20 protein-coding genes and 1 tRNA gene are annotated in these 18107 nt (G+C 46.4%); 12 read left to right on the forward strand and 9 right to left on the reverse strand.

Annotation, left to right across the window (positions count from 1 at the left end; genetic code table 11):
• The first annotated feature begins 3 nt into the window (after positions 1-3).
• From PKF022_RS04460 to bamC, 3 genes are all read left to right on the forward strand, one after another.
• On the forward strand, positions 4-567 hold the full coding sequence (locus PKF022_RS04460; RefSeq protein WP_281777377.1) for a class I SAM-dependent methyltransferase: 564 nt from the start codon (positions 4-6) through the stop codon (positions 565-567).
• Between the two features lie 77 nt (positions 568-644).
• Positions 645-1517 carry a 4-hydroxy-tetrahydrodipicolinate synthase gene (gene dapA / locus PKF022_RS04465; protein ID WP_281777378.1) on the forward strand — a complete coding sequence of 291 codons (873 nt, stop codon included), beginning with the start codon at positions 645-647 and terminating at the stop codon, positions 1515-1517.
• The gene (gene bamC, locus PKF022_RS04470; RefSeq protein WP_281777468.1) at positions 1517-2662 is read left to right on the forward strand and encodes an outer membrane protein assembly factor BamC; all 1146 of its coding nucleotides are present in this window, start codon (positions 1517-1519) and stop codon (positions 2660-2662) included. The genes dapA and bamC overlap by 1 nt, the downstream gene beginning before the upstream one ends.
• A 60-nt stretch (positions 2663-2722) precedes the next feature.
• Here the strand turns inward: bamC and PKF022_RS04475 are convergent, their stop codons facing one another.
• Together PKF022_RS04475 and PKF022_RS04480 are read right to left on the reverse strand one after the other, a co-directional pair.
• Positions 2723-2905, reverse strand: coding sequence for a hypothetical protein (locus PKF022_RS04475; protein WP_216231726.1), 183 nt, complete (start codon positions 2903-2905; stop codon positions 2723-2725).
• A 113-nt stretch (positions 2906-3018) separates the two neighbouring features.
• The gene (locus tag PKF022_RS04480) at positions 3019-4245 is read right to left on the reverse strand and encodes a cupin domain-containing protein (RefSeq protein WP_281777379.1); all 1227 of its coding nucleotides are present in this window, start codon (positions 4243-4245) and stop codon (positions 3019-3021) included.
• A gap of 55 nt (positions 4246-4300) precedes the next feature.
• On the opposite strand from PKF022_RS04480, the gene PKF022_RS04485 reads away from it, so the two are divergent.
• Positions 4301-4897 (forward strand): peptidylprolyl isomerase, encoded by a 597-nt coding sequence (locus tag PKF022_RS04485; RefSeq protein ID WP_281777380.1) that lies wholly within the window; start codon positions 4301-4303, stop codon positions 4895-4897.
• A 67-nt stretch (positions 4898-4964) separates the two neighbouring features.
• Here PKF022_RS04485 and cysE read toward each other — a convergent pair whose 3' ends face one another.
• Positions 4965-5726, reverse strand: a complete 762-nt coding sequence (gene cysE / locus PKF022_RS04490) for a serine O-acetyltransferase (protein WP_281777381.1) — start codon at positions 5724-5726, stop codon at positions 4965-4967.
• A gap of 23 nt (positions 5727-5749) precedes the next feature.
• On the reverse strand, positions 5750-6502 hold the full coding sequence (locus PKF022_RS04495; RefSeq protein ID WP_281777469.1) for an RNA methyltransferase: 753 nt from the start codon (positions 6500-6502) through the stop codon (positions 5750-5752).
• 142 nt (positions 6503-6644) lie between these two features.
• Between PKF022_RS04495 and PKF022_RS04500 the strand changes: the two genes are divergently transcribed.
• Entirely contained in the window at positions 6645-7433 is a 789-nt protein-coding gene (locus tag PKF022_RS04500; protein WP_216231983.1) for an inositol monophosphatase family protein, read from the forward strand.
• 30 nt (positions 7434-7463) lie between these two features.
• On the opposite strand, the gene PKF022_RS04505 is transcribed toward PKF022_RS04500, so the two are convergent.
• Genes PKF022_RS04505 through PKF022_RS04515 form a run of 3 tightly spaced genes read right to left on the reverse strand, consistent with a single transcriptional unit; the run spans position 7464 to position 9617 of the window.
• Positions 7464-8246: a UDP-2,3-diacylglucosamine diphosphatase gene (locus PKF022_RS04505; protein WP_281777382.1), complete on the reverse strand. Its 783-nt coding sequence runs from the start codon at positions 8244-8246 to the stop codon at positions 7464-7466.
• The gene (locus PKF022_RS04510; protein ID WP_216231731.1) at positions 8243-8746 is read right to left on the reverse strand and encodes a peptidylprolyl isomerase; all 504 of its coding nucleotides are present in this window, start codon (positions 8744-8746) and stop codon (positions 8243-8245) included. The genes PKF022_RS04505 and PKF022_RS04510 overlap by 4 nt, the downstream gene beginning before the upstream one ends.
• A complete protein-coding gene (locus tag PKF022_RS04515; RefSeq protein ID WP_281777383.1) occupies positions 8718-9617 on the reverse strand; it encodes a tetratricopeptide repeat protein in 900 nt (299 codons plus the stop codon). Before PKF022_RS04515 ends, PKF022_RS04510 begins: the two co-directional genes overlap by 29 nt.
• 60 nt (positions 9618-9677) lie before the next feature.
• Between PKF022_RS04515 and cysS the strand changes: the two genes are divergently transcribed.
• The 7 genes from cysS to PKF022_RS04550 all read left to right on the forward strand — a co-directional run bounded on the left by cysS (position 9678) and on the right by PKF022_RS04550 (position 16588).
• Positions 9678-11099: a cysteine--tRNA ligase gene (gene cysS, locus PKF022_RS04520; protein ID WP_281777384.1), complete on the forward strand. Its 1422-nt coding sequence runs from the start codon at positions 9678-9680 to the stop codon at positions 11097-11099.
• A complete protein-coding gene (locus PKF022_RS04525; RefSeq protein ID WP_281777385.1) occupies positions 11099-11779 on the forward strand; it encodes a DNA-3-methyladenine glycosylase in 681 nt (226 codons plus the stop codon). The genes cysS and PKF022_RS04525 overlap by 1 nt, the downstream gene beginning before the upstream one ends.
• Positions 11780-11788: 9 nt before the next feature.
• Positions 11789-12760 carry an acetyl-CoA carboxylase carboxyltransferase subunit alpha gene (locus PKF022_RS04530; RefSeq protein WP_215361765.1) on the forward strand — a complete coding sequence of 324 codons (972 nt, stop codon included), beginning with the start codon at positions 11789-11791 and terminating at the stop codon, positions 12758-12760.
• A complete protein-coding gene (gene tilS, locus PKF022_RS04535; RefSeq protein WP_281777386.1) occupies positions 12726-14030 on the forward strand; it encodes a tRNA lysidine(34) synthetase TilS in 1305 nt (434 codons plus the stop codon). Before PKF022_RS04530 ends, tilS begins: the two co-directional genes overlap by 35 nt.
• Before the next feature lie 61 nt (positions 14031-14091).
• Positions 14092-15342, forward strand: a complete 1251-nt coding sequence (locus PKF022_RS04540) for an aspartate kinase (RefSeq protein WP_281777387.1) — start codon at positions 14092-14094, stop codon at positions 15340-15342.
• 70 nt (positions 15343-15412) lie between these two features.
• Positions 15413-15507: transfer RNA gene (locus tag PKF022_RS04545), tRNA-Ser, on the forward strand.
• 127 nt (positions 15508-15634) lie between these two features.
• Positions 15635-16588, forward strand: coding sequence for a tripartite tricarboxylate transporter substrate binding protein (locus tag PKF022_RS04550; RefSeq protein WP_281777470.1), 954 nt, complete (start codon positions 15635-15637; stop codon positions 16586-16588).
• Positions 16589-16662: 74 nt separating this feature from the next.
• Here the strand turns inward: PKF022_RS04550 and PKF022_RS04555 are convergent, their stop codons facing one another.
• The gene (locus PKF022_RS04555) at positions 16663-17211 is read right to left on the reverse strand and encodes a hypothetical protein (RefSeq protein ID WP_281777388.1); all 549 of its coding nucleotides are present in this window, start codon (positions 17209-17211) and stop codon (positions 16663-16665) included.
• A gap of 63 nt (positions 17212-17274) precedes the next feature.
• The gene (locus PKF022_RS04560; protein ID WP_281777389.1) at positions 17275-18099 is read right to left on the reverse strand and encodes an SDR family NAD(P)-dependent oxidoreductase; all 825 of its coding nucleotides are present in this window, start codon (positions 18097-18099) and stop codon (positions 17275-17277) included.
• Between the last annotated feature and the right edge of the window lie 8 nt (positions 18100-18107).

An 18107-nucleotide genomic window follows, 5' to 3' on the forward strand; every position in this document is an offset into this window, starting at 1 on the left:
ATCTTGCCTAATGCCCATGATGTGATTTCCAATGCATCTGCTTGGGTGAAGCGGTTTTCCCCGCTCATTCCAAAGGATGGTGTTGTTTTGGATCTTGCCTGTGGATCTGGGCGTCATTCAGAGTGGCTGGCAAATGCAGGCCACCAGGTATTGGCAGTTGACCAAAATCTTGCAGCAATAGAGTCTTTAAACCATCCGCTGATTTCTCTTCAGAGTTGCGATCTTGAACAAGCGGATTGGCCCCTCATAGGGAGTAATTTCAGCGCTATTGTTGTAACCAATTACCTGTATCGGCCACATTTAGACAAACTACCCAAAATGCTGCAAGCAGGGGGCGTCTTAATCTATGAAACCTTTGCCCTGGGTAATGGGGAATTTGGTAAGCCTTCGAACCCAAATTTCCTTCTTAATCCTGGGGAATTGCTCGCATTTGCAGCCCGCCACGAGCTTAAAGTAGTGGCTTATGAGGATATTTATGTGGATGAGCCCAAACCAGCTATGGTTCAGCGCCTATGCGCTGTAAAAGGTGAGCTAAAACAGCGCATTCCGTTACAATTTCAGGGTTAAGACAGCTAAAAATCGGTGCATATTCGGTGACAAATACAGCTCATTCCAAAGGTAGTAAAAAGCCCATCGCTGGCAGCATGCCCGCTATTGTTACCCCGATGTTTGAAGATGGCAGCTTAGATTACAAAAGTCTGCGCTCCTTATTGGATTGGCATGTCGCTGAAGGCACTGACGGAATTGTAATTGTTGGCACCAGCGGTGAATCTCCTACAGTTTCTGTTGAAGAGCATTGCGAACTCATCCGCGTAACAGTCGAGCAGATTGCTGGACGCATTCCGGTGATTGCTGGTACTGGTGGCAACTCTACGATTGAAGCAATTGAGCTAACCAAATACGCGAAGCAAGTAGGCGCAGATGCCAGCTTGCAAGTAGTTCCGTACTACAACAAACCTACCCAAGATGGTATGTATGCCCATTTTAAAAAGATTGCTGAGTCAGTAGATCTGCCAGTTATTTTGTATAACGTTCCTGGAAGAACGGTTGCTGATTTGAATGGCGATACTGTTGTTCGTTTGGCCGGTGTGCCAGGCATTATCGGCATTAAAGAAGCTACCGGTAGCTTGGAGCGTGGCACTTTGTTAATGAATGATCTCAAGCGCGCCGGTCATCAAGACTTCTCCGTGTTTTCTGGTGATGATCTCACTGCTGCAATGCTGATGTTGATGGGTGGCAAAGGAAATATTTCAGTTACCGCCAACATTGCGCCTCGTTTAATGCATGAGCTCTGCGTTGCCGCCATGTCGGATGATGTAAAGCGTACTCGTGAAATTCAATATCAATTGATTGCAGTTCACAAAGCCATGTTTACAGAAGCAAATCCGATCCCGGTTAAATGGGCTCTGCATGAGATGGGCAAAATTACTGCCGGCATTCGTTTGCCGCTAACTCCCTTAAGCAATTCCCTACGTGAGCCGTTAAAGGCAGCTTTAAAACAGGCCAACTTATTATGATGAATTTGCTTCCATTAATCCGTCGATATTTATCGATCTTGGCTTTGCTCTCGATTGCATCGGTTGCGTTAACTTCATGTAAGTCAGTGACCAGTAGCGATACGGTTGACTACAAGAGTGCTGGTGCAGTACGCGGTCCAAATTTATCGTATCCACCTGACTTAATTACTGCCCAAGCAGATCGTCGCTATATTGTTCAAGACGGTACAGCTACGATGTCCGAATACAATGCTGCCGCCAAGAAGTCTATACAGATGAGAAGTAATGTGATGACTGGTATTCCAGGCATGCGTATTGCGCGAGATGGTGAAAGACGTTGGTTGGTTGTCGAAAAACCTGCTGCTGAGTTATATCCACAAGTTAAAGATTTCTGGCAAGAGAATGGTTTCTTGTTGGTAGTTGACTCACCATCTACCGGCATTATGGAAACCGATTGGGCAGAAAATCGCGCGAAGATTCAGCAAGACTGGATTCGATCAACGCTGAATAAGGTCTTAGACTCAATAGCGGATACTGGTGAGCGGGATAAATATAAAACCCGTTTGGAAGTTGCCAAGCCAAATGAAACTGAAATTTATATTACTCAAAAGGGCGCTTTAGAGAAGTGCGTCTCCGATACCACTGGTAACTGTTTGTACACCATTTGGACTGCGCGCCCCAATGATCCAGAGCTTGAGGCAGTATTTTTGCAGCGCCTCATGGAACGTTTGGGAATGACGCAAGAGCAGGCGAAGGCAATGGTTGCGGCGCCGCTTGGTCCTAAGACTCCTAAAGCGAAGTTTGTTCAAGAAGGTCCTAACCAGGGCTATATCGAACTGAGTGCGAGTTTTGATCGTTCTTGGCGCGATGTTGGTTTAGCTTTGGACCGCTCAAACTTTACAGTAGAAGATCGTAACCGTACCGCTGGTGTTTACTTTGTGCGCTACGTTAATCCAAAAGACTTGGGTGATACCAAAGGATTCTTCTCAAATCTGTTTAGTAGCAAAGATGACTCTAGTCTGAAGGCTAAAAAGTATCAGGTGATTGTGAAGAGCACGGGTGAGAATTCTGCCAATGTGTATGTACAAAATGCAGATGGCAAACCTGAAAATACACCTGCTGGCTTCCAGTTGTTGACTTTGTTAACTGATCAACTGACGAAGTAAGGCGATTTAATGCAAATAAAAAAGCCGCTTTTCAGCGGCTTTTTTTCTTCATGAAGAAGATTACTTCTTAGCGTCAGCAGCAGGAGCAGCAGCTGGTGCAGCAGGAGCGGCAGCAGGAGCTTCAGCAGCAGGAGCAGCTGGAGCAGCAGCAGGAGCGGCTTCAACAGGCTTTGCTTCTTCTTTTTTACCGCAAGCGGCCAAGGCGATTGCTAACATAGCAGCGAGTACGAGTGACTTCTTCATTTGTAAATTCCTTTAAAAAAATTAACAACAATTACCGGTAATTGTTTTCTGGAAAAACCAAGGGATAGTCCCTAGGTAGTATCCAGTATTTATTATATCCATCTCGAAATTCACTACTGAAAAATCACCCATCCGGCTAAGTAGGCTTCATAAAGACTAGATTTATCAAGACCTTGTAGTTTTGCCTGGAGCTTTTTAAGTGCCGCCAGCTTCTGCCAGGCTCTTACAGTAGCCAGACTTTGCCCCTTGGTCATATTTTCCCCGTTGCAATACACCTGCGTCTTGAGGTTCAAAATACGGGTTTGCGGATGAGGAATGAGGGTGTTGGCCTCAAGCGTTTTAGCAAACTGTTTGGGGTTCAGGGGGTTTTCTGGTGCTTCAAAGATGGCTTGTTGTTTGGGTTCGGATAAATAAGCTGTAATACCGGGTAAAAAACCATCAATTTGATCAAGCTTCAGATCTTTCAGTTTCTTGCTCAGTTGCTCAATAAGTTCGTTTGGTAATTGCTCGGCGTTAAGGGTGGCCATTTGTTTTGGGTCTGCAAATTTTTGATCCAATCCTGGTATGTCCTCAAGAGACTCAGCTAAACGCCACAAGCCTTCTTGTAGTAACTCTTTAAAGCTGGGAGAACGAAATCCAACAGACCATGTTTGGCAACCAGGATCGAGGGCAATGCCATCATGCGCAATATGCGGCGGTAAATACAGCATGTCACCGGGTTCCAGAATCCATTGTTGTTCGGGCTTAAAGTGCTGCAAAATTTTCAGAGGCAATTTGGGATTAAGGCTTAAATCCTTTTGCGCTGAAATCTGCCATTGTCTTCTGCCTGACATTTGAATCAGAAAGACATCATATGAATCAAAGTGAGGCCCAACACCACCGCCAATTCCGGCAATACTAATCATCAAATCATCAAGGCGAGCATCTGGAATGAAGCGAAACCAAGACAGTATTTTTGCCGCGGCTGGATGATGCGCTTCCATGCCTTGAAACAACAAAGTCCAGTTGGGTTTGTCTATTGCAGGAATAGCTTGCTTGGAGAATGGACCATGCTCAAAGCTCCAAGGTTTCGCTTTGACTAATCGGGACTCCACCTCATCCTTGGATGCAAATTGCAGTAATTCCTTTGCTGGTATGGGGCTGTCAAGCGGTTCGCCATTTTCGGCGGATAGGGCAAAAGCCGGAATCGCCTTGCGGATCAGCAGAGGCTTTTTGTGCCAATACTGTGCCATGAACTGATCTGGGCTAATCCCACCAAATAGGGCCCAGGACTCGCCCAAAGGCAGCTTTGCGGGCGCTTGGGGCGGTTGATAGGGCTTGCTCAAGTAAAATGATGTCATAAAGAAATAAATGCTTTTAGAAACTGATTAAAACCGAATGTTCGACAAATTCCGCATGAAGATTGAAAAAAATACCATCGTATCCCTTCGCTATAGGCTAACCGACGCACAAAATAATGTAATCGAAGAACCAGATTCTCCGATGGTATACCTGCACGGTGGCTATGAGGGTACTTTTCCAAAAATTGAAACTTTGCTCGATGGACAGGATATTGGCTATGAAGCCACGATCCAGTTAGAGCCTAATGAGGCATTTGGAGAGTACGATCCTGAGCTTTTGAAAATTGAACCACGCACACGCTTTCCGGAGCCTTTAGAGGTTGGTATGCAATTTGAAGGTGTGCCTGATGCCGAAGAGGATGCGGCTGCAGATGATGTCGATGATGAGCCATTGATTTATACCGTTACCGATGTTGCAGATAATCAAGTGGTGCTCGATGGTAACCATCCCTTAGCGGGAATGGCTTTACGTTTTTGGGTACAAGTTGAAGATGTCCGAGCTGCTACTGATGATGAGATTGAGAATCGTCATCCAGAAGGTGGCGAGAGTTTTTCATTTGGCATGCCTAATGACGATGATGGTGATGACGATGAAGAGTTTCCAGGTGGCGTATTAGGTGATAACAACGCGGGCCCACGTACTCTGCATTAATAAGCTACTGCAAATAAAAAAAGGAATAGTGCGCTATTCCTTTTTTGCTTTAGAGGGCTGATTAAATCTATTCCTTCAGCCATTCTTTGATGGCATCAAGATCACGCTTAGTATCGCTTGAGCCAGCATCTATACCGCCTGGAGTGTTGTTTAACTTAGCAAGGGCTTTTTCCAGCGCTGCAATTTTGGCTTCTTGCTCAATCGTTGCATCAATCAAACCTTTTAAGGCCATGGATACAGGGTCATCAATATTGGGTGTGATGCCATAAGCAGAGAAATACTCTTTGGTTTTACTATCAGCGCTTTGCGGTAAATCTGGATGCAAGATGCGTGCAGGAATACCAACTGCAGTAGCGCCTGCTGGAATCTCTTTAAGCACAACAGCATTCGATCCAACGCGCGCACCATCACCCACAGTGAAGCCACCAAGCACTTTTGCGCCAGCACTCACTACAACACCTTTACCCAAAGTAGGGTGGCGCTTAATACCTTTGTAAAGCGATGTGCCACCTAAAGTTACGCCCTGATAGATGGTGCAATCATCGCCAATTTCAGTAGTCTCGCCAATCACAATACCAAGGCCGTGATCGAGAAATACTCGACGACCAATCTTCGCGCCTGGATGAATTTCAATGCCAGTCAAAAAGCGCGAAAACATTGAGAGTACGCGCGCGATCCATTTCAGGCCGAGATTCCATAAAAAGTGAGAGACGCGATGCAACCAAACTGCATGCAGGCCTTGATAGCAAGTAATGACCTCAAGACGGTTCCGAGCAGCTGGGTCTCTGGCAATGATGGAGTCGACTTGGTCGAAGAAAGGATTTGACATGGTTTGATTTTAACGGGATGCGCTTATTTTCTCAGGAGCATCTGTTTTGCGATCCCTCGCAGAAGGTCTATTTCTTCCTTATGAAGACGGCTGCGGGCAAATAGCGCCTGTATACGTGGCATGAGTTTCTTAGGGTTGGCGGGGTCTAAATAGCCGATTGCCTCTAATCCTTCGCGCCAGTGATCTAGCATGGCAGCAACAGCTGCAGGGTCGGCAAAATCTGCCATTTCTTCGCGGTTGGCTAAAGAGTTGCACCCCCCGGCATTGCGTACCAGCGTCTCTCTGAGGCCGTATGCACAGACCATGAGGGCTTGGGCAAGATTGAGGGAAGGATAGTCTGGGTTAGCGTCTAGCCAGACTCTGTGGGTACACAAAGCCAAATGGTCATTATCTAGACCCGTTCTTTCCGGACCAAAAAGGAGGGCTACTTTTCTGCCTTCTTGGACTGTGTCACCAATGAGAGATCGTGCTGATTCCCAATCGATCGCAGGGGGCCCAAATTCTCGGTCACGGCTGGTAAGACCCAAAACCAGAGTGCATCCCTCTACGGTCGAGCTTAAGGAGTCGCTCTCAATGGACTTTTCTAGAACATCTCCAGCACCGCTTGCTAGGGCAATAGCATCAGGATTAGTGGCTATGCCCTTGACCTTAGGATTAATCAGCCTGAGATCGCTAAAACCCATCGTTTTCAGGGCGCGAGCGGCTGAGCCCACGTTGCCGGGGTGGCTGGTTTCCACTAAAACCCAGCGGAGTAATTCAGAAATTTCGGTATTCATCAAGGCGCTGTGGCATGGTTAATAGGGGGCAATGGACGCTAATCGTTTAGAATCAATCTGTTAGCTTCGTATTGTCATGCAATTTACCCTAGTTGTAGGCATTACAAGGGGCTTGTTCTTATTTAATTTGTCCATCAATACTATGCATCCCATGTTAAATGTGGCCGTAAAGGCCGCCCGTCGCGCTGGAACTGTGATTAATCGTGCCTCCTTAAATTTGGAGCGCTTACAGGTTGACCGTAAGCAACACAACGATTTTGTAACCGAGGTGGACAAAGCCGCAGAAGCGGCCATCATTGAAACGCTCAGCGAAGCCTATCCATCCCATGGATTTTTGGCTGAAGAAACAGGTGAGCGTAATGCTGATGCAGAAAATGTCTGGATCATCGATCCGTTAGATGGCACAACGAATTTCATTCACGGTTTTCCTCAGTACGCAGTGTCGATTGCATTAGCAGTCAATGGCGTAACGCAACAAGCAGTTGTATATGACCCAACGCGTGATGAATTATTTACAGCTACTCGTGGTGCCGGTGCTTATTTAGATCGTCGGCGTTTACGGGTTGCCACGCAAGATCGTTTAGCTAACTCTTTATTAGGCACAGGCTTTCCTTATCGTGAAGATCAAGATTTGGAAAAGTATTTAAAAATCTTTGGTGAGATGTCACGTCAATGTGCAGGTTTGCGTCGTCCTGGCGCAGCTTCTTTAGATTTAGCATACGTAGCAGCAGGTCGTTACGATGGTTTCTTTGAGAGTGATCTCAAGCCATGGGATATGGCTGCGGGCGCCTTGCTTATTACTGAAGCAGGCGGTTTGATTGGGAACTATCGCGGTGAAGAAGGCTTTCTGAAGAGCGGCGAAGTCATGGCAGCCAATCCACGCATCTTTGCGCAGATGGTGCAAACACTTTCCAAATACTCTGCTTCTTAATTAAAGAATTAGACTGAGCAGTCGACCTGTTTAGTTTTTAATCAGGTCGATATAGCGAGCGCCGGCATTATCAATCAGTAGTGCACTTGCTCTAGGCCGACCGCTCTCCGGGTGATCAAGATCCCAGTCTGATAAAACCCAGCGTTGCCAATTCTGGGTACCTAGAGACTCTTCATGATGTCTTGGTAAGTGGGTATGCCCATGAATCAATTGATCGCCAGATTGATCTCTCAAAATTGCAGCACATGCTTCTCGCGTTACATCCATCTTAAGTTGATGTGAGCTGGAATGCTGCGTTTGCTGATATTGGGCGTGGCTATTGCTACGAAGATGCTGAGCAATACCCTTGCGCCAATTGAGAGGCATGCTCAAGAAGATTTTTTGTATCCAAGGCTTTCTTACCCAGCCTCGAAAGACTTGATAGCCAACATCTGCAGTACATAAAGCATCGCCATGGGCTAAGACCCACTTTTGCGATGCGATATCCACAGGGCTTGGATCTTGCAATAGTGTCATGCCAGTCTTTTTAATAAAGCTTTGACCGATTAAAAAATCACGATTGCCATGCAGATAATACGTTTTTATTTTGGTAGAAAGATGCGCGATTGCACGCTGTACTTCTTGCTGAAATGGGGAGTGAGCAGTAGCGTCATCACCCACCCAATATTCAAATAAGTCACCCAGAATAAATACAGCCTCAACTTTTGGAGCTTCTTTTTCACAGAAGTCAAAAAAGCGTTGCGCCGTCAAGGGCATTGACGGCGTGAGGTGTAAATCTGATATGAGCAGGGCGCTCGCGTGATGCGGAATCATTCCTCGAGAACGGTCGCCTTCTCAATCACAACATCTTCAGTCGGCACATCCTGATGAAATCCGGAGCTTCCAGTTTTCACTTTACGAATGGTGTCTACAACATCCATGCCATCAGTGACTTTGCCAAATACGGCATAACCCCAGCCCTGAGCATTAGGGGCGGTATGGTTTAAGAAGTCATTGTCATTCACGTTAATAAAGAATTGAGCAGTTGCAGAATGTGGGTCGCTAGTGCGAGCCATCGCCACGGTGTAGCGATCATTCTTCAAGCCATTAGTTGCTTCGTTTTCAATTTCTGCGCCAGTTGGCTTTTGTTTCATGCCAGCAGACATGCCGCCACCTTGAATCATAAAGTTATCGATAACGCGATGGAAGATAGTCCCATCGTAGTGGCCACTTTTTACATACTGCAAAAAGTTGGCAACGCTTTTAGGTGCTTTAGCAGCATCAAGGGAGAGGGTGATGTCACCCTTATTGGTTTTTAAGAGTACTTTCGCCATTGTTAGATTTGCTTTCTGGAGAGTTAGTGGAAGGATTGATTGCAGGATTCACTGCGCGATTAACCGGACGTTTTGCTGGAGGCTTTAATACATCTAAGAGCGCCTTAGCGCGATTGGTGTATTGACGTTGATTCAGTGTCGCATTCTTGGCGGCGTCTTCATAGGCTTGTGCACCAAGGCGTATATAGATTTCACCTAGATTGGCCGAAGCAATCGCATAGCTTGGTCGTAATTTGAGAGCGAGCTCTAAATAGTCTCTGGCCTCAATCCACTGACCTTGGTTTGCCGCAATCGCTGCAAGGTTGTTATAGGGTTCTGGAAGCTCCGGAAATTGTTGTGTGATTTCAATCAAAGTCTTTTTGGCTTGATCAAATTGACGCATCTCAATTTGCAAGCGTGCTTTCACAAAACGTATTTGCACATTACGAGGAGTCTTTTTCAGATCAGCATTAATTTGTGTAACTGCATCTTGATATTTACGTGCCTTGATGAGTTTTTCTACATCTGATGGCACTGCATTCTTGCTAATGGGATCCGGTTCAATAATCAAGAAGGATAAAAACGGCACTCCCACAGTCTCAGACAATTCTGGGTTCAATGGGTCATAGCCCATGTCGGCAGAAAGTCTTGGAGGATCGGTTGGGCTATAGCCACCCAGATAGGGTTGGGGTGCAGCTTGAGGGGAGCTCATTTCTTGAGTGTTTAAGGCCCGAATCTCCGAATCCGCACGCTGTTGGGCGGGTGTACTGCAGCCCGTTACAAAAGCCATACATGCCAATGCGGCAAAAGCGGGGGTCAGGACCCTATTCAAGGTGAGGCGTGGCGCTGGGGCGTTGTGGGGCATAGGGGAAGGGGTGCGAAACGGGCTCATTCGATATACTCAGCGCTCAGTCTAACAAATTGGCGCTACTTGCCCCACCTTTATAGCCCTATGCTGCAAATCTATAACACCCTTAGCCGTTCTAAACAGGTCTTTAAGCCCATTGTGCCGGGCAAGGTGAAGATGTACGTCTGCGGCATGACGGTTTATGACTTTTGCCATATTGGGCATGCCAGGGTCATGATTGTCTTTGACATGGTGGTTCGCTGGCTTAGGGCTAGTGGCTACGAAGTGCTTTATGTACGCAATATCACTGATATTGATGACAAGATCATTAACCGCGCGATTGAGAATGGCGAGCCCATATCCGCATTAACTAATCGCTTTATTGATGCCATGCATGCTGACTCCGATGAGTTAGGTTTAATGCATCCCGATCAAGAGCCGCGTGCTACGGATTACATCGGACAAATGCAAGACATGATCGGCAAGCTTATTGAAAATGAATTGGCCTATCAAGCAAATGATGGCGATGTGAATTTCGCAGTGCGCTTGTTACCACGTTACGGTCAACTATCTGGCAAAACGCTGGATGAATTAAATGCTGGTGAACGCGTAGCGATCGGTGATGGCAAGCGCGATCCACTAGACTTTGTTTTGTGGAAAAGTGCCAAACCTGAGGAGCCCGCAGATACACGCTGGAAATCCCCTTGGGGCGAAGGCCGTCCTGGTTGGCATATCGAATGCTCTGCAATGTCTTGTGATCTATTGGGCGAGCACTTTGATATTCATGGTGGCGGCGCTGACTTGCAGTTCCCGCACCACGAAAATGAAATTGCCCAAAGCGAAGGCGCTTTGTATGGTAAAGATCGCAAAGAAGATGATGCTCCATTTGTAAATTACTGGATGCATAACGGGCACATTCGGGTCAATGAAGAAAAGATGTCAAAGTCACTGGGCAACTTCTTCTTAATAAAAGATGTGCTCAAAAGCTTTGATCCTGAAGTGTTACGCTTTTTCATGTTGAAGGCGCATTACCGCAGTCCCATTAATTACAGTGACTCACAGCTCGAAGAAGCTCGCTCTGGATTGGCGCGCCTCTATACCGCCTTAGCTCAAGCTCCAAAGGCTCAAGTAATCAAGTTAGACCCGAATAATCCCTGGGCCAAACGTTTTGCTGATGCAATGAATGATGACTTCAATACACCAGAAGCGATTGCGGTCTTGTTTGACTTGGCTAGTGAAGTTAATCGTGCGCAAGGCGAAGAGAAGCAATTACTTGCTAATACATTGAAGGCTCTTGGCGCGGCATTGAATTTCTTGCAACGTGACCCTACTGCCTTCTTACAGGCGGGCTCTAAAGATCAAGATAGCCTAAGCCCTGAGCAAATTGAAGAGCAAATTGCTGCACGTATTGCCGCTAAGCAAGCCAAAGACTTTGCTAAGGCAGACTTGATTCGCAAAACCTTGCTAGAGCAAGGTATTGTTTTGGAAGATAAACCCGGCGGCTTAACAGAATGGCGTAGGGCTTAATGACAGTAGTTAATGAAAAATCAGGTAAAGCAGTAAAAGCGGAACCGATTCTTGAAGAAGTGGCCCCAGAATATTGGGAGCAAGCTTGCAAAGAATTGATGAAGCAAGACCGCATTCTCAAGAAACTCATTCCCAAATATGGCTCGGGCTTTTTAGTCACCCGCGGCGATCCATTTAATACTTTGGCGCGAGCGATTGTTGGCCAACAGATTTCTGTAGCGGCTGCACAATCCGTTTGGAATAGGGTGGTTGCAGCTAGTAAAAAGAAGGTCACCCCGAAAAATATCCTAGCACTCTCAGTAGAGGAGTTACGCGGTGCTGGAATGTCCGGACGCAAGGTGGAGTACATCCGAGACCTAGCGGACCACTTCGATTCCGGTCGTCTCCATGCCAATCAGTGGAAAGATATGGACGATGAGAGCGTTATTAAGGAATTAAGCTCAATTCGGGGTATTGGCCGCTGGACCGCCGAAATGTTCCTCATTTTCAATATGATCAGGCCCGATATTCTCCCTTTGGACGATGTCGGCCTCATTAAGGCCATTTCCCTCAATTACTTCAGTGGGGAGCCTGTCAGCCGCCATGAAGCCCGCGAGGTGGCTGCCAATTGGGCCCCGTGGCGTACGGTTGCCACCTGGTATATGTGGAGAAGTATCGACCCAATCCCGGTTGAATATTAAAATCAAACTATGAAAACGACTTTCCTGGATTTTGAGCAGCAAATCGCCGAATTAGAGTCAAAGATTGAAGAGCTGCGTTTTGTACAAGATGAGTCATCGGTAGATATCTCCGATGAGATCAAAACGCTCGCTGAAAAAAGTCAGCAGCTCACAAAAGATGTTTACGCCAATCTCACTCCTTGGCAGGTTTCTCAAGTGGCGCGTCATCCACAGCGTCCATATACCTTAGATTATGTTGGCGCATTATTTACGGATTTCCACGAATTACATGGTGACCGTACTTTTGCAGATGATCAATCGATCATCGGTGGCCTAGCCCGTTTTGAAAATCAACCTTGCATGGTGATTGGCCATCAAAAAGGTCGCGATACTAAAGAGCGTGCTCTGCGAAACTTTGGTATGAGCCGTCCTGAGGGCTATCGCAAAGCAATGCGCCTGATGCGCCTCGCAGAAAAGTTTGGTATTCCAGTTTTCACTTTTGTAGATACGCCAGGTGCATTCCCTGGTATTGATGCAGAGGAACGTAACCAGTCAGAAGCGATTGGCCGCAACTTATACGTACAAGCAGAACTTGAAGTACCGATCATTGCCACAATTATTGGTGAGGGTGGTTCGGGTGGTGCATTAGCAATTGCCATGGGTGATGTGGTCTTGATGTTGCAAAACTCTACCTACTCTGTGATCTCTCCAGAAGGTTGTGCTTCCATTCTATGGAAGACGGCGGATAAGGCCCCAGAGGCGGCTGAGCAGTTGGGGCTTACAGCGCAACGCTTGAAGGCTTTAGGTCTGATTGACAAGATTGTGGCTGAACCGATTGGTGGCGCACATCGTGATTACGACAATATGATGAGCAATATGCGCAAAGCACTTGCTGAATCCTTAAAAACGTTTGATGGTATGAAGGTAGATGCTTTACTTGAACGTCGTCATGAACGTTTGATGAGTTATGGCAAGTTCAAGGAAATCACAGCCAAGTCCTAAGCCAGGAAAACGAATTGCGGTTGCCTTGAGTGGCGGCCTCGATTCGGTTGTATTGCTGGATACCGTTTGCAAAGCGCAAACCAAGAATCAAGCCAAAAATCAAATTTATGCTTTCCACATTCATCATGGTTTACAAAAACCGGCAGATGACTGGTTAATCTTTTGCGAGAAGCTCGCTAAAAAATACAAAATCCATTTTGATTTCCGATTGCTTCATCTCAACTCAGATCAAGAGAATGGTAATGTTGAAGCAAGAGCAAGAGCGGGGCGCTATGAAGCGCTTGCCGATCTTTGTGAAGAATATGGCATTGAAGATCTCCTCCTTGCACACCATCAAAACGATCAAGCAGAGACCGTACTCTTACAGCTCCTGCGAGGCTCTGGCGTGGCGGGCTTGTCTGGCATGCCAGCAAGTAGGGCGATCTCGGGCATTCCAAGTATCACTTTGTGGCGTCCACTCCTAAATCAAAGCAGGCAAGAGCTAGAGGCTTATGCCAAAGAACATCAGCTTAAATGGATCGAAGATCCTAGTAATCAAGACAACAAATATCGTCGCAATGCAGTGCGTAAGAAAATTATTCCTGCGCTTGAAAAGATTCAGCCAGAAGCATTGGCCAATATGGCGCGTAGTGCAGAATTATTGAGCGAGGCACAAACCTTACTCAATCGACTGGCAAAGCAAGATGGCAAAGGCATCATTTGCAAAGGTCAGTTGAAGGTGGATTCGCTACTGGCGCTAGCAACAATGGATTTGCCAGCAGCGAATAATGTCTTGCGCTATTGGTTGCAGACACAGCAGTTGGCTATGCCATCTCAAGAGCGTTTACAAGCATGGTGGCGCGATCTCGCTAAAGTTAAAGTGGATGCCAAACTAGAGTGGTTGCATGATGAAAGAAAAATCTACCTATGGCGCGGAATGTTGCAGCTTGACAATTCAGAAGAGGGGCGCTGGGTTTTAAAGACATTACCAGCCAATTCCAAGCAATTGGGCTTGCCTGCCGATTGGGTTAAAAGCGCTCAGGCAAATAATCAAATTCATCTTAGGGAGCGCCAAGGCTCGGAGAAGATTCAGATTAAAGCCAAGACTCCACGTAAAACCCTCAAAAACCTCTACCAGGAGGCCGATATCCCTCCTTGGGAGCGCCAGGCACCCTTGCTCTATATCAACGATGAATTGATCGCTGTAGCCGGTATTGGGCTTAGCTATCCTCATCTAACCACCTCTGGTCGACGTATCCTCCCAGAATGGGTGCAAAACCCTGTAAAATAAGCCCTTTTTAGACCCTCAGGGATTCATTTCCCTGTCATAGATAGTTAAATAGACGGTTTTTATGGCTCTTATCGTTCATAAATATGGCGGCACCTCAATGGGCTCAACTGAGCGCATTGCGAATGTTGCTAAGCGTGTTGCTAAATGGATGCGTGCTGGCCACCAAGTGGTGGTGGTACCTTCAGCCATGTCGGGCGAAACCAATCGCTTGCTTGGCCTTGCAAAAGAAATCAATCCTGATGCAAATCCACGCGAGTTAGATCAAATTGCCTCTACAGGCGAGCAAGTGAGTTCTGGCCTATTGGCGCTGGCGCTAATGCGTGAGGGCATCGATGCAGTTAGCTATGCAGGTTGGCAAGTAACTGTGCATACCGATTCTTCTTTTACGAAGGCACGTATCAAGAGTATTGAAAGCGATAAGATTCTCAAAGACCTCAATGCAGGTCGTGCAGTTGTAGTTACTGGATTCCAAGGTGTTGATCCTGATGGCAATATCACGACATTAGGTCGTGGTGGATCTGACACTTCAGCAGTGGCCATGGCAGCTGCGCTCAAAGCTGATGAGTGTTTAATCTATACAGACGTTGATGGTGTTTACACTACCGACCCACGTGTTTGTGAAGATGCCCGTCGCTTAGACAAAATTACTTTTGAAGAAATGCTAGAAATGGCTAGCTTGGGTTCAAAAGTATTGCAGATTCGTTCAGTTGAGTTTGCCGGTAAGTACAAAGTTAAAACCCGGGTTCTGTCTTCTTTGACAGACCCATTGATGCCTTTAGCTGATGAGATGAGCTCAGGCACCTTGATTACATTTGAAGAGGACAGCACTATGGAAGCCGCAGTTATTTCCGGCATCGCCTTTGCGCGTGATGAAGCGAAGATTACCGTTCTTGGGGTTCCTGATCGCCCAGGTATCGCCTATCAAATCCTTGGCCCGATTGCGGATGCCAATATTGATGTGGATATCATTATTCAGAACCAATCTGTTGAAGGTAAGACTGATTTCACTTTCACAGTGCCACGTGCAGACTATCAAAAAGCATTAGATATTTTGAAGAACACTGTGCAAGCACATATTGAGGCAAAAGAAATCTCTGGTGATCCAAAGGTTTCTAAGGTTTCAGTGGTGGGTGTTGGTATGCGTTCTCACGTTGGTATTGCCAGCAAGATGTTCCGTACTTTGTCGGAAGAGGGCATCAACATCTTGATGATCTCTACTAGCGAAATCAAGATCTCAGTCGTCATTGATGAGAAATACATGGAATTGGCTGTGCGTGCCTTGCATAAGGCATTTGAGCTAGATCAGAAGTAAGCTAAAAGGTGCAATAAACCCCTCAGAGGCGGTTATCCGTTAAACTGTGGGGCGTTGTAGTAAGAAGTACGGAGACGTGGCCGAGCTGGTCGAAGGCACTCCCCTGCTAAGGGAGCATCGGGGCTAAAACTCTGATCGGAGGTTCGAATCCTCTCGTCTCCGCCAAGTACTTAAAGATAAAGGGGCCTTTGGCCCCTTTATTTATTTCTAGCCCCTGGTCAACACTTTTATTATCATCATCCTAAGTACCATCAATTTTTCATCCGCTACAAAAAGGATTCTTGTGAAACGAATCATCCATTTAGTGTTTGCTACTTGTTTCTGTTTTTTCTCTAGCCTAGCGCTTGCTTATCCTACTAAACCCATAACGATTATTGTTCCTCAGGCGCCGGGTGGGACAAATGATATTGTTGGGCGGGTTGTAGCCCAGCGTCTTGGTGAGCAAATGAAAGCTTCGGTGATTGTCGAAAATCGACCCGGTGCTGGCGGTAATATTGGCACTCAGTTTGTTGTCAATGCTCCTAAAGATGGCTACACACTCTTGATGACCATTAGTAGTGCTCAAGCCATTAACCCTGCGCTTTATAAAAACCCAGGGTTTGATCCCGTAAATGACTTTGTGCCTTTGGCAATGATCGGCTCAGTACCTAATGTATTGGTGGTCAATCCTAACTTCCCAGCCAAGAACTTGGATGAATTTTTAAAGTTGGTTAAATCAAAGCCTCCTGAAACCTATCAATATGCTTCAGCAGGAAATGGCACCTTAAACCACCTCCTTGGTGAAATGCTCAATCAGAGCTATGGCATCTCCTTGCAACACATTCCTTACAAAGGTGTAGCGCCCGCACTTAACGATCTTTTAGGTGGTCAAGTACAAATTGCCTTTGCGAGTTTGCCGTCTGTACTGCAATACATCAACTCACAAAGACTCATTGCACTTGGTGTCAGCTCTGCTAAGCGCTCACCCATTTTGCCGGATGTACCTTCTATCTCAGAGAAAGTTCCTGGATTCTCTGGATCCTTATGGATTGGCTTGTTTGCACCAAAAGGTACGCCAAAGCCTGTGGTTGATAAATTGCAAAAGGAGATGCAGCTCACACTTGCAAACCCAGAGTTAAGAGAAAAACTACAAGCCTCTGGAGTAGAGCTTGCAAATATGTCTCCAGCTGAATTTGCGAAACAGTTACAAGAAGATATTGCTCGCTGGGCCAAGATCGTTAAAACCTCCGGCGCATCACTAGATTAATTCTGGTATTGACGATGTAAATAAATAAAGGGGCCGCGGCCCCTTTATTTACTTCTAAATCTACTCAAGACAGATTAGTTGGAGCCATTGACTGCTTGCATATAGCCCTGAATGTATTGTGGTGGTACATAGAGTTCAGTTTTAATGCCTGACTTAGATGAAACAGTCATGATGAAACCTTTTTTCATCTTGTCCTTAAGGAATGCTTCAGTCAATTGAACTGAGAGCACTTCTCTGAAGATGCAACCTCGTTCGCCACAAGCGCCAGCTTCTCTGCCAACTACTTTAAACGTGCTTGCAGGATTGCCTTCTTGAGATGCTGAATCGTAGTAACGCCATTGTGAGAAATATGTCAGCTGCGCAATGAGCTCATACGTTTTTGCGCCTTGTCTTGCTTGCTCAGCTCTAAGGCTAAACATTTGATAGGTATTGGTTTCATCCATCGAATTAATAGGAGGGCCTTGATAGACTTTTCCGCCCGTTGCTGAATTAGGCGTAATGATGGTCGAGTGATAGACATCATTAATTTCCCAGCCGCTAATTTTTTTATCATTCTGATTGCAGGCAGCTAGACCAGCGCTGATTGCTAGTAATAAAACAACTCGATAGATGATGCGATGCATATAAAGCTCCCTAAGAATCACCAAATCATACTATCCCTTGGTGTGGAGCTCGATTTCTGGTGCTTAAACGTATTTACCGGTTAGGCCACCGTCCACCACCAGCTCTGTTCCAGTAATGTAGGCTGCGGCATCGGACACTAAAAAGGCGCAGGCGTGAGCTACATCCCAGGCAGAGCCTGAACGACCTAGGGGCACCTGGCGATCGCGGGCTGCGCGTGCTTCATCAAGACCGTTTTCAGAGAACATTTTGGCTACGGTATTGGCAATGCGAGGGGTATCAATTAGTCCAGGAACCACCGTATTTGCTCGAATGCCCTTGTCAGCGTATTGCTGGGCAATCATTCTGATGAATTGCGTGTTAGCAGCCTTGGTCACGCTATAGGCTAGGTGAGGGTAGCCCAAATAACGCATTCCTGCTACCGAAGAAATGGCGATGATGTTGCCAGTCTTTCTGGATACCATTTCAGGCAAAACTTCTTGCGCTGCTAACAAAAGACTACGAACGTTGACCTTATGAATGCGATCAAAATCCTCGGCGCTAGTTTCCATAGGACCACCAACTTTGCCGATCCCTACGTTGTGATGCAACACATCAATTGGACCAAACTGTTTGCGCGCTTCACTAAACAGTCTTTTCACATCGTCTTCTTCAGAAACGTCGCCCACAAAAGTTTGAGCTATGCCGCCTTCATCTAGAATGATCTTAGTAGTTTCTTCTGCAGACACTAGATCTCGATCGACAACACAAATCTGAGCGCCTAAGCGAGCGTAGGTAACGCATGAGGCTCTACCAATGCTCCAGCCAGGGCCAGCTGAACCACCACCCGATACAAAGATCACGCGATTAGTGAGATCAGTAGGTAGGCCAGGAGGATACGTTGGATTCATTTATTGAT

The organism is Polynucleobacter sp. KF022 (assembly GCF_027924105.1).
Taxonomy (GTDB): Bacteria; Pseudomonadota; Gammaproteobacteria; order Burkholderiales; family Burkholderiaceae; genus Polynucleobacter.

Excerpts from the sequence above, each read along its gene's own strand:
- dapA (WP_281777378.1), top strand. The coding sequence starts at position 645 with ATGCCCGCTATTGTTACCCCGATGTTTGAAGATGGCAGCTTAGATTAC.
- bamC (WP_281777468.1), top strand. The coding sequence starts at position 1,517 with ATGAATTTGCTTCCATTAATCCGTCGATATTTATCGATCTTGGCTTTG.
- PKF022_RS04475 (WP_216231726.1), bottom strand. The coding sequence starts at position 2,905 with ATGAAGAAGTCACTCGTACTCGCTGCTATGTTAGCAATCGCCTTGGCC.
- PKF022_RS04480 (WP_281777379.1), bottom strand. The coding sequence starts at position 4,245 with ATGACATCATTTTACTTGAGCAAGCCCTATCAACCGCCCCAAGCGCCC.
- PKF022_RS04485 (WP_281777380.1), top strand. The coding sequence starts at position 4,301 with ATGAAGATTGAAAAAAATACCATCGTATCCCTTCGCTATAGGCTAACC.
- cysE (WP_281777381.1), bottom strand. The coding sequence starts at position 5,726 with ATGTCAAATCCTTTCTTCGACCAAGTCGACTCCATCATTGCCAGAGAC.
- PKF022_RS04495 (WP_281777469.1), bottom strand. The coding sequence starts at position 6,502 with ATGAATACCGAAATTTCTGAATTACTCCGCTGGGTTTTAGTGGAAACC.
- PKF022_RS04500 (WP_216231983.1), top strand. The coding sequence starts at position 6,645 with ATGCATCCCATGTTAAATGTGGCCGTAAAGGCCGCCCGTCGCGCTGGA.
- PKF022_RS04505 (WP_281777382.1), bottom strand. The coding sequence starts at position 8,246 with ATGATTCCGCATCACGCGAGCGCCCTGCTCATATCAGATTTACACCTC.
- PKF022_RS04510 (WP_216231731.1), bottom strand. The coding sequence starts at position 8,746 with ATGGCGAAAGTACTCTTAAAAACCAATAAGGGTGACATCACCCTCTCC.
- PKF022_RS04515 (WP_281777383.1), bottom strand. The coding sequence starts at position 9,617 with ATGAGCCCGTTTCGCACCCCTTCCCCTATGCCCCACAACGCCCCAGCG.
- cysS (WP_281777384.1), top strand. The coding sequence starts at position 9,678 with ATGCTGCAAATCTATAACACCCTTAGCCGTTCTAAACAGGTCTTTAAG.
- PKF022_RS04525 (WP_281777385.1), top strand. The coding sequence starts at position 11,099 with ATGACAGTAGTTAATGAAAAATCAGGTAAAGCAGTAAAAGCGGAACCG.
- PKF022_RS04530 (WP_215361765.1), top strand. The coding sequence starts at position 11,789 with ATGAAAACGACTTTCCTGGATTTTGAGCAGCAAATCGCCGAATTAGAG.
- tilS (WP_281777386.1), top strand. The coding sequence starts at position 12,726 with ATGGCAAGTTCAAGGAAATCACAGCCAAGTCCTAAGCCAGGAAAACGA.
- PKF022_RS04540 (WP_281777387.1), top strand. The coding sequence starts at position 14,092 with ATGGCTCTTATCGTTCATAAATATGGCGGCACCTCAATGGGCTCAACT.
- PKF022_RS04555 (WP_281777388.1), bottom strand. The coding sequence starts at position 17,211 with ATGCATCGCATCATCTATCGAGTTGTTTTATTACTAGCAATCAGCGCT.
- PKF022_RS04560 (WP_281777389.1), bottom strand. The coding sequence starts at position 18,099 with ATGAATCCAACGTATCCTCCTGGCCTACCTACTGATCTCACTAATCGC.